General features: G+C 50.8%; 2 protein-coding genes and 1 pseudogene. 1 reads left to right on the forward strand and 2 read right to left on the reverse strand.

What is annotated here, in order from left to right; genetic code table 11:
* Positions 1-153 precede the first annotated feature (153 nt).
* Positions 154-1056, reverse strand: coding sequence for a DNA replication terminus site-binding protein (locus ACW4DH_RS18895; RefSeq protein WP_459637954.1), 903 nt, complete (start codon positions 1054-1056; stop codon positions 154-156).
* A gap of 846 nt (positions 1057-1902) precedes the next feature.
* Between ACW4DH_RS18895 and ACW4DH_RS18900 the strand changes: the two genes are divergently transcribed.
* Positions 1903-2271: a histone-like nucleoid-structuring protein, MvaT/MvaU family gene (locus ACW4DH_RS18900; RefSeq protein ID WP_459637955.1), complete on the forward strand. Its 369-nt coding sequence runs from the start codon at positions 1903-1905 to the stop codon at positions 2269-2271.
* 206 nt (positions 2272-2477) lie between these two features.
* On the opposite strand, the pseudogene ACW4DH_RS18905 reads toward ACW4DH_RS18900, so the two are convergent.
* A pseudogene (locus tag ACW4DH_RS18905) lies at positions 2478-3287 on the reverse strand (transposase family protein); the annotation flags it as partial.
* Between the last annotated feature and the right edge of the window lie 353 nt (positions 3288-3640).

The raw sequence follows: 3640 nt of genomic DNA on the forward strand, positions 1-3640 counted from the left end.
GAGAAACCCAAAACCCCAACGGCAACAAGGACTTGCCTCACTCTCCACCGCCTGCGACGTGTGCTCGTCGCTGGCAGCGGAGGCGTACTTTACGATCTGACGGACGCGAACACAAGCCCTGGCGGTGAAAAAAACGACAAATAATTGATATGCTTATTTATCACCATTCCCACTCTCCTGTCTCATGTCAGGCAAGCGGTAACGGTAGACACGTAGCGATGGTAGAAATGCCTCTTCCTCAAGGCGCTCATCGGATCGCTTTGCGCGTACACGTTTTTCCGGCGGAAAAGGCGGAGGTATATTGTAGTCGGGTAACCGCCCATCTGGGGAAGGGACAAACAAGGGCAATGCAACGTTCATCGCCCTACGTAGACGCCCATCATTCAATGGTTGTCGGAAGAAGAGATTAGCCCTCATAAGCGGAGCCTGCCTTTGCACTCTAGCCAGAGGCTCTCCACTGGGAATGCTCGCCAATTTCTTAAGCTGAATACGAATGTGCGGTGCATCGACATCCATAGAGAGCAGCATTTTTTCCACTTGGTTTACCGTAAAGCGCTGAATCGAACGCCCACTGCTATACCATGACATACGCACTTTGGAGAGTTCTGTATCCGCTACAGGAATATGTCGCCAAGATTGCTTGAGATGCAAACGAGCGAGGCCCTGCTGTTTGAGATGCTCATTCAGCATCGGATGGCGAAACGGAAGTGATGCCTTAATCTCGGCAATCATCCCAGGTTTGGTTTCCTGCACTTGACGGATCAGACTGGCAAACGCCACCTTTTCAGCGTTCACTCGCGCTACCGCCTCCATCAAGGAACTATCGGCTGCGATCAAGCCCACGTAGGTGCGAGTCACCCTACCGTCTTGCCCATCCAAATACCAAAAGTCAAAGAGTGCGCGGCGTAACCATTCGGCATCAGGCGTTGGGTTATCCAGCGCCCATGCCGCATGAGAAGAAACCCGATACTGTTCGACCAACGCCTCTGTCATCTCGGTAACGTGATCAAAGGCTGCTTCCAGCTTGGCAAGTAAGTGATATTGAATATCGGACATATGGATTAGTTGCGTCACCTGTCAATGATACTTAAAAGCCAGCTTGCGCCAAGATAATAGCTTTAGCTAGAAAAGATTAATGGTAACCAAGGCCTTAGCATCAATGACCAAAGGGGGCACCTGCTGCAGATGGCACCGTACTGCCATTCACACTATAATGCTGCTGGTCCCTGAAGAAACCGAACTCTCACCAAGCTGATTCAGACAAGCAAGCCACTTCCTCTCCACGATACTGGCCATCCGCTGAGCATGGCACTTAGAAATCAGCTTGCGCTGTAGTCAACTATCACTGCACTCCTGTTGGCAGCGCCACGCGATGTAACCTTCATGCATTCTAAAAGATATTACGAAAAAATTTTACCTGCCTACGCCAAGGTGGCGGTAAACGCTGCCCCAATCAACGGCAGCTTGGTGTACTGAAGCAGCGCAACCGCTCGATCTTTAATAACCGAAGCCAACCAGAACATAATTTTTACTCGCCACTCTAGTAAGCTGATGGCGCTTACGCCCCTATTCTCACCTCGTTTGAGCCATTCTATTCACGCGGATTGGAGTAGGGAAATGCCTAAGCGCCACCTAACCAAGCGAGCCATGTAGCTCTTATCTACTCAGAACAGCTAAGCACGCCACTCCACAAGGAACGCGCTCCTCCATGCGACGTAATGTTGGCGCCTTCTTTCATCAATACTAATTTTTCAGCTATGCTTTAAACACAAATCACGAAACCATCCGCCAAGTAGCAATACTTGCATTAATGAATTTATTCGTTAAAGTACACTTTCAGTCAAGGATTTCAATAGAGCCCAACCAACCTCACGGCAACCACTTAAACTACCAGGAGTTTACATGTCGAAACTTTTTCATTCCTATCAGGAAAAGCAACGCTTGGTGCAGCAGCTCTCCGAGGAGCTGAAGCAAATGGAGGATGATAACCGCCTTAAGCAGGAAATTGAGTTCAAAGAAAAGCTTGAAGGACTAATGACGGAGTTCAACAAGAGCGCCAAGGATGTTTTAGACATTCTCAACCCTGGGCAGGAGCCGGTGACGCCTGAGAAAGCTGCAGGTCGTCGCAAGCGTAAGCTCAAGATATATGAAAACCCCCATACCAAGGAGATCGTAAAAACACGAGGCGGCAATCAGAAGACACTCAAGGCGTGGAAAGATGAACATGGTGCCGAAACCGTAGAGAACTGGCTGGTCAGAGAAGAAGGCTAGCCGATCCATAATTGAACTCTCTTGACAGTGGCCTCTACGCTCTGTCTGAAAACTTCTGCGCCCATTCATGAGGCTTAAAAATTAGCTCAAAGTGCTTATTTACTCTCTGTAAACTTCACTTTTTCACTGATTTTGCCTTGGCTCAGCCTCGTTAGCCGATTTTCCAGACAGAGCGTAAGTGTTCGGTCCCGCAAACACGCAAAGAAGTGGTTCGGGTCGTGATAAAACCGCTGGGGCTCTTTCTGCCATTGCTCAAGGATAAACCCAACCGGTGTGTTTTGCCCTTGAGCGTCCTGAGTGGCCGAGCACTGTTGTAGGGCCACTGGTAGTCTTTTAGGTGGGCCTGCAACTGCTCCAGCGAGAGTGACGGTAACAGACCCCATCGAAGATATGCGGCGTAAGCCTCGGTGCCCGCCTTCTTGGCAAACTGCACGCCATTGTCCGTCAGCGCGGTAAGGCAGAGCTTCCATCGTGTCTTCGAAGAAATCGGCGGCGATCTGCCGGGTCATTCGTCGATACAGCTGCGCATGGACGAACTTGGATATCCGGTCCACGCCAATAAACAGATAGGCCTTGCCCTCACCGATGCGGATCTCGCTGATATCCATGTACAGGTACCCGATCGGGTAGCGCTTGAACACCTTCTTTTTACGCTTCTGCTCGCTATCCTTCGGTAACCGGCTGATACCGTGCCGCTGGTAAAGTTGATGCAGGCTCGACCGGGTGAGCGAAGGAATCTCTCGCTGGAGAGCATGAAGACAATCACCGAGCGGCAGTCAGGTCTTCTGCCGAAAGGTGATGGCGGCGGCTTCTTCCCGTGGCGTCAATGACGTGGAACGCGGGACTTTGGGCCCCATCAGGGTATCTTCAACCGCCTCCCGGCCACGCTACTTGCGTAGAGTCTTGGGATTGATTCCGTAGCGGCGACTCAGCGACGCGACCGAATCCGTCGATCACTGTATTTCTTTTTGAATGGCGTGCGTGGTCGTGGTGCGTTTGTGAAGAGTCTGAGCCATGGTTCATCCTCCGATAAGGGCTCATAGTATATGGCCATTACTCTTCGGGACTACACATGTAAGGTCTTGCATCACTTTGAAGCCTATGAATGACTCGTAGGATGATCATCCAAAAGCGGCTCTCAACGGCTTCCCATTAGAAGGTTACAGTAACCATCTGCAACCCTCAGATAACTTTTCGAGCCTTATAGAGCCTCGGCGCCTTTGAAGCTTCTGAATAACCCAACAGGAACAGAGTACGATTTACTCTACGCAGAGCCTCAGACGACAAAACCCCCGGCCTCTAGGAGGACGGGGGTTTCGGAAGAAGTGCCTGACGATGACCTACTCTCGCATGGGGAGACCCCACACTA

Source organism: Halomonas sp. WWR20 (assembly GCF_054602495.1).

Bases quoted from the DNA above. Each gene is read 5' to 3' on its own strand.
- ACW4DH_RS18895 (WP_459637954.1), bottom strand. From the start codon at position 1,056: ATGTCCGATATTCAATATCACTTACTTGCCAAGCTGGAAGCAGCCTTT.
- ACW4DH_RS18900 (WP_459637955.1), top strand. From the start codon at position 1,903: ATGTCGAAACTTTTTCATTCCTATCAGGAAAAGCAACGCTTGGTGCAG.